Consider the following 6,679-nt stretch of genomic DNA (forward strand, 5'->3'; position numbering starts at 1 on the left):
GGCGGTGGTGGCCGACATTCTCAACATCGCCGGCATCCGCCAGGCCACTGGCGATAGGGGAACTCAGGCGCCCCTCGATCCCCTGCTGGCAGCTGGCAGCTGGCGCGACTGCCGCCTGGTAGAGAGCGCCGTAACCAGCCACCGCAACTACTTGCGGCTGCGCACCAGCGACCGGGCCGGCGTGATCGGTGCGATCGGCACCTGCTTTGGCGATGCGGGGGTGTCGATTCAATCGATAGTGCAGTTCGAAACCCAGAGCGCCGGCGGCGCCGAAATCGTGGTGATCACCCACGAGGTTTGCGAAGCCAACTTCCGCCAGGCCCTAGCCGCAATCGAGGCCCTGACAGATGTTCAGGCCGTGGCCGCCTGCCTGCGCACCCTGTAGCAGCGGGCCTGATTGACTCCATCAGGTCTCCAAATCGCCATCAACTGGCCACTGGGGCCAGCGGCAGGCCACAGTGGGGGCGTAAATCGAAATTAATTATTAAGACCCCAGCGGGGTCTGATCTGAAGGGGCCAGTGCTGCGGCAAGCCCTGTCGAGATCCCCACACCCAGGCCGATGTTTGTAGCGAGACGAACAGTGTTCAGCCCCTATCCCCCGCAACATCGGCCCAGCAAGCACCAATCAGTTAGCCCCTAACCCCATGACCGGCCCCACCTGCTCCAGTGCCCAGGCCTCGAGCACAGTCAACCTGCACCAAGGTGCCTGCGTGCAGCTTGAAAGCGATGAGCAGCTATACCAAGTGATCGGCGTCGACGACCACCACGACCGCTGCTGGCTGCGCCGCTGGCCCCTGGCGCGGCAGGGATCGGAAGTGTTTGAAATTTCCCTGCAACAGGTGCGCCCTGCCTGGCCTCATCGGTCTTGAATGGCGTTGATTTGACTGCCGCCCCTTGCCCCGCGCTCCGCGGCTGAACCAAACCCTGGCGGCAGCCCTGCTGACCAGCGCCCTGGCAGCTGGTCTGGCTCTTTCCGGCTGCCGGCCCGAGCACGAGGCGTCGGCCAACCGGCTGGTAGTTGCCAGCAAAAACCGCATCGACACGGTTGATCCAGGCGGCGCCTACACCTTCGGCGCCATGCAGCTGCTGAGCGCGATCGGAGATACGCTCTATGCGATCAATGCCGCTGGCCAGCTGGAGCCGCGTCTGGCAGTGGCGCTGCCCCAGCTGAGTGCCGACGGCCTCAAGGCCCAGATCCAGCTGCGCCAGGACGTGCGCTTCCACGACGGCACTCCGTTTAATGCCGCAGCCATGGTGTTCAGCCTGGAGCGCTTCCTGGCTATCGGCAAGCTCAGCTACCTGCTGGGCGATCGGGTAGGTGCAGCGCGGGCCGTGGGGCCCTACACAATCGAGCTGACGCTCAAGCGCCCCGTCAGCCCCCTGGCCGAGCTGCTCAGCGCCGTCAACCTGACGCCCCTCTCCCCCAGCGCCTACAAAAACCACCGCAATCGCTTCCTCAATGACCGCTTCGTGGGCACCGGGCCCTACCGGCTCAGCTTCTTCACAGGTCAGCAGCAACGCCTAGAGCCGTTTGCGGGGTATTGGGGGGCCAAACCCGCCAATGGCGGCATCGACCTGGTGTCGCTCAGTAATTCCACCGCCCTCTACGGCGCCCTGCAGAGCGGCGAGGTGGATGTGCTGCTCTCGACCAGCCTCGAAATCGACCAGCAGGCCGCCTTGAGACGCCAGGCTGCGGCTGGAAGCTTGCGGGAGGGCAGCGGTCCGGCACTGGAGATCGGCTACCTCACCCTGCTCACCGACCAGCCGCCCCTCAACGATCCCCGGCTACGCCAAGCGGTGGCCTACAGCCTCGATCGCAACACCATCAGCCGCCGGGTAACCCTGGGCCTGCGGCCGCCCCTGCGCGAGCTGGTACCCCCCAGCCTCAAGGGCTCCGACCCCCAGGCCTGGCCCAGCTACAACCCAGCCAAGGCCCGCCAGCTCTACCGCCAGGCCGGTTACTGCCAGGGCAAGCGCCTGGCCCTGCCGCTCACCTTCCGCTCCAACATCCCCGCCGACAGGATGTTTGCCCTCACCTGGCAGGCCCAGCTGCAGCAAGATCTGGGCGATTGCGTTGAGCTCGAGGTGACCGGCATGGAGGCCACCACCGCCTACCGCCAGCTGGGGGAAGGGGCCTTCCCCCTAATCCTGCTGGAGTGGATGGGCGACTTTCCCGATGCCGACAACTACCTGGTGCCCTTGCTGGGCTGTGAGGAAGCCAAAGGGGAGCGCTGTCTCAAGGGGGCCAGCGCCGCCAGTGGCAGTTTCTGGGCCAAACCCGGCCTGCAACAAGACCTGGAGCACAGTGCTTATGTAGCTGGCCCCGCCCGCGCCGCCCTGCTGCGCCGCATCCAGCGCCAAACCGCCGCCGCCAACCCCTACCTACCGGTGTGGCTGGTGGCACCGCGAGCCTGGGCCAAGCCCAGCATCAGCCAGCCCCGTTTCGATGGCTCCGGCCGCCTACTGCTACGGGAATTGACCCGTAAGCAGACCCCCCAAGGGAGCACCAAACCATGAGTCGCCGTCGGGCCCTATCGCGCTACCTGGCCGCCCGGCTGGCGCTGGCGCCATTGATGTTGTGGCTGATCGCCAGCCTGGTTTTTCTGCTGCTGCGGCTGGCGCCTGGGGATCCGATCGACGCCCTGCTCGGCACCCGCGCTCCCGAAAGCGCCCGGGCAGCGCTGCGGACACAGCTGGGCCTGGATCAACCATTGCTGCACCAGTACGGCAGCTTCCTAGGGAAATTGCTGCACGGCGACCTAGGCGCCTCGCTCACCAACCAGGAACCGGTGACGGAAGTGATTCGCCAAAGCCTGCCGGCCTCCCTGGAGCTGGGGGTGGTGGCCCTGCTGCTGGCTGCCGTTGTGGGTTTAGCGGTGGGCTTTTCCGGCATTGCCCGCCCGGAAGGGAAGCTTGATCTCGCCGGCCGGCTCTACGGCATCGGCACCTATGCCCTACCGCCCTTCTGGGCCGCGATGGTGGTGCAGCTGGTGTTTGCGGTGTGGCTGGGCTGGCTGCCGGTGGGGGGGCGCTTCCCGCCCACCTTGCTGCCGCCCGAGGGCAGCGGCTTCTACCTGCTCGACAGCCTGCGCAGTGGCCTGGCCACGGGCGAATGGCAGCTGCTGCTAGGGAGTGTGCGCCATCTGGTGCTGCCAGCGGCCACCCTGGGCCTATTGCTCAGCGGCATCTTCGCCAACTCGCTGCGACTCAATCTGCGCCGCAGCCTCGGCTCCGATTACGTGGAAGCAGCCCGCAGCCGCGGCCTGGGCGAGGCCCGGGTGGTGCTGCGCCACGCCCTGCCCAATGCCCTGCTGCCGGTGCTCACGATCACGGGCATCACCGTGGCGTCGCTGATCGGCGGAGCGCTGCTGATCGAGGTCACCTACTCCTGGCCCGGCATCGCCTTCCGGCTGCAGGAAGCGATCGGCCAGCGCGACTACCCGCTGGTGCAGGGCATCGTGGTGGTGGTGGCCGGCCTGGTGGTGCTGGTGACGGTGCTGGTGGATCTACTGGTGGCCGTGCTCGATCCGCGCATCAAGTTCTGAGCTTGTCTCTGAAGCTCAAGCCTGAGCCTTAAACCTGAGCTTTAAACCTGAGTCTTAAACTTGCAAAATCCTTGCAAATCGGGAGCCTTGCTCCAGAAATGCAAGGATAAATAGTGTGTAAAAGCAGAGGAACCTGTGCTGCAGCGGCAGAAGCTGGCCTTGGTGCGCGAGCGGCTGAATCAGTTTCCCGCCGTGGCTCTGCTGGGCCCCAGGCAGGTGGGCAAAACGACGCTTGCGGAACAGATCGCCGCTGATCAAACGAGTCTCTATCTCGATCTGGAATCGCCAGGCGATCGAGCCAGGCTGAGCGACCCCGAGCTGTATCTGAGCAGCCATGCCGACAAGCTGGTGATCCTGGATGAGGTGCAACGGCTGCCCGAGCTGTTTGCCGTGCTACGGGGCCTGATCGACCAGGGCCGCCGCAGCGGCAGGCGGAGCCATCGCTTTCTGCTGCTGGGTTCCGCCTCCCTCGATCTGCTGCGCCAATCGAGCGAATCTCTGGCGGGACGCATCGCCTACCTGCAACTGGAGGGTTTCAACCTGCTGGAGGTGGGAGCACCGCAGCAGGAGCTGCTGTGGATTCGCGGCGGCTTTCCGGAGAGCTTTCTGGCCGGTGATGAACCCGGCAGCGTGATCTGGCGCAGCAACTTCATTCGTACCTACCTAGAGCGGGACATTCCCCAGCTCGGTGCTCGGATCCCAGCGGAAACCCTGCGGCGCTTCTGGACCATGCTGGCCCACGACCAGGGAGGCCTCCTAAACACCGCCCAGCTGGGCCGGGGGCTGGGAGTGGATGGCAAAACGGCCGCTCGCTACCTAGATCTGCTGGTTGACCTGCTGCTGGTGCGACGTCTGCCACCATTCCACAGCAACACCGGCAAGCGGCTGGTGAAATCACCCAAGGTGTATGTGCGGGACAGTGGCGTGCTGCACACCCTGCTGGGCCTGGACAACCGGGAAGCGGTCCTGGGCCACCCGGTGGCCGGCGGCAGCTGGGAGGGCTTCGTGATCGAGCAGCTGCTCAGCGTCGCTCCCGAGCGCACACAGGCTTGTTTCTACCGCAGCGCTGCCGGAGCTGAAATGGACCTGGTGCTGGATCTGCCTGGGCCCGAGCGCTGGGCGATCGAGGTGAAACGCGGCCTGGCCGCGAAACCAGGCAAGGGGTTCCATCAGGCCCGGGCCGACCTGCAGCCAAAGCGGAGCTTCCTGGTTTACGCCGGTGACGAGCAATACGGCATCGGCGATGGAATCGAGAGGATCAACCCCAGCCAGCTCTGCACCTTGCTGCAGGCCAGCCGCTGAAGCTCACTCCGGCGGCAGCAACCCCTGCCAGCGGCGAGCCTGGTGGCGATCGAGCACATAGGCCCGGACGCCGTCCTGTTCGCGCCGCTGGGGGGAAAGCAGCAATGGATGCTCAAAGCCCTGCAGAAATTCGCTGGTGACGTTGAGCAGCAGCGCCTGCACCTTCAGGGGCTCGATGCCCACCAGCTCCTCACCGAGTCGAAACAACGCTTCGCCCCGGTTGTCGATACGCACCGGTGAGAAATGGCTGGCCCCCTCCACCAGCACCAGGCGGCTGTGGGGATGGGTGGCTCCAGCAAACACGGCCAGCTGCTCCTGCACCGGAGGCGTCACCAGATCGAGACTGCCGCCCACCAGCAGCACCGGCACGTTGAGGTCTTGCAGGCCGCGGTGGGGCCAAAGCAGGCTGCCGAAACCATTGAAGGCAACCACTCCCAGCAAGGGCGTGGCCTGGGACCGCAAGGGGCCTGCGCTGGCGTCGCCATCACCGGTGATCCGAGGCAGCTGGCACTGGAGCAGCCGCGACAGGTTGGTGAGCGGCAAGGACGCCAGGGCCAGCTCACAACGGCGACCAAGTCCCCGCTCCGGCACCAGGCCAGCCCCCATCAGCGCAGCCAGGCCACCAAGCGAGTGCCCCCCCAGCACCACTCCCTGCTCCCCCGCAGGCGCCGGGCCCAAAGCAGGCAGCTGACCCTCCCGCTGGGCCTCAAGCACGGCCTGCAGATCTGCCAGGCGCTGGGGCAGGGTTTCGGCCCCGGGCGGTGGGGCATCACCAAGCAGCGACGCCTGCAGTGCCTGCTGGTCGCTGCCGGGATGGACCACCACCAAGACGGGCCAACCCCGGTCGGCCAGAGCCGCCGCCAACCAGCTGAGCTGGTCGGCGCTGCCGCCCAGGCCCGGCATCAGCAGTAGCCAAGGGCCACGGCGGGCCTGCTGGGCAGGCCATAGCTCCAGAGGCAGGGGCGCCACCCGATGGGGCACCGGCAACTGCAGGCGCTGGGGCTGGCGCCGCACGGCGCTCGTAAACCCCAAAGGACTGGAGCTACGCCGGGGCAGGGGCAGCTGGCGCAACCGCTGGAGGGCAGTGTTTTGCCGCTTCAGCTGGCTGCGCCACTGTCCAGCCAGCTGCAGCGCCCCATCGAGGCGCAGGGTGACGCTGGCCACAGGCAGGGCCCGCAGCAGCTCCAGGGCGGAGACGCTGCTCTGCCGCTCCAGCAACTGACGCAGGCTGCTGAGCAGCAGCGGTGCCGTGCTGCGGTCAGCGGGGCCAGTGGTCAGCAGGCTGCCGGCTTCTTTAAGCATCTGCTCACCGGTCCAGCTGTTGAGCAGCTGCAGCCCAAAGCTGCGATCCCGCAGCAGCGGCGCCTGCAGCAAGCGGACCAGGTCGCGGCGACTCTGGGAATCCAGCAGCGTGAGCCACGCTTGCAGGCCATTCCCTGCCTGCTCGGGCTGGCGAGTCCAAGACTCCAGGGCCACCAGGTCGATGGGCAGCTCCAGGCCATCGAGTTGCAGCACCAACTCCTCGGCAGCCCAAGCAGGCATGCAGCCCAGGGCCAGAGCTCCGGCAAAGCAACACCAAAGGCGGAACGAGCGGCGAGCCAAGGCCAAAGGCAAGGGTTTCTTATTCTCCCGCGCCAGGGCGCCAGACTCACCTCACCTAGCTAACGGCCCGTTTGCGCCCCTTCCGTTCCGCCAGTCCGCCAGGTAACGCCAGTCCGGCGCAGTCCGGCTGGCTGGGCCAGTTTCCGGCGGCACTGCGCCAGGTGGCCCTAGTACGCCTAGTGGCTTCCTTTGGAGCCGGAGGTGTGCTGTACCTAACGCCGATCGTGTT

The 6,679-nt window shown here is 66.5% G+C and carries 6 protein-coding genes; 5 read left to right on the forward strand and 1 reads right to left on the reverse strand.

What is annotated here, in order from left to right; genetic code table 11:
• The 5 genes from KBZ07_RS14440 to KBZ07_RS14460 form a co-directional block, all read left to right on the forward strand.
• A partial coding sequence (locus tag KBZ07_RS14440; RefSeq protein ID WP_254932262.1) for an ACT domain-containing protein occupies window positions 1-385 on the forward strand: 385 nt, incomplete at its 5' end.
• Between the two features lie 260 nt (window positions 386-645).
• On the forward strand, window positions 646-870 hold the full coding sequence (locus KBZ07_RS14445) for a hypothetical protein (protein ID WP_254932263.1): 225 nt from the start codon (window positions 646-648) through the stop codon (window positions 868-870).
• 208 nt (window positions 871-1,078) lie between these two features.
• On the forward strand, window positions 1,079-2,518 hold the full coding sequence (locus KBZ07_RS14450; protein WP_396124112.1) for an ABC transporter substrate-binding protein: 1,440 nt from the start codon (window positions 1,079-1,081) through the stop codon (window positions 2,516-2,518).
• Entirely contained in the window at window positions 2,515-3,546 is a 1,032-nt protein-coding gene (locus KBZ07_RS14455; protein WP_254932265.1) for an ABC transporter permease, read from the forward strand. Before KBZ07_RS14450 ends, KBZ07_RS14455 begins: the two co-directional genes overlap by 4 nt.
• Before the next feature lie 135 nt (window positions 3,547-3,681).
• Window positions 3,682-4,848 (forward strand): ATP-binding protein, encoded by a 1,167-nt coding sequence (locus KBZ07_RS14460; protein ID WP_254932266.1) that lies wholly within the window; start codon window positions 3,682-3,684, stop codon window positions 4,846-4,848.
• Window positions 4,849-4,851: 3 nt separating this feature from the next.
• Here the strand turns inward: KBZ07_RS14460 and KBZ07_RS14465 are convergent, their stop codons facing one another.
• Complete coding sequence (locus KBZ07_RS14465) at window positions 4,852-6,450, reverse strand: alpha/beta hydrolase (RefSeq protein ID WP_254932267.1); 1,599 nt, start codon at window positions 6,448-6,450, stop codon at window positions 4,852-4,854.
• Window positions 6,451-6,679: the final 229 nt, after the last annotated feature.

The organism is Cyanobium sp. BA20m-14 (assembly GCF_024346295.1).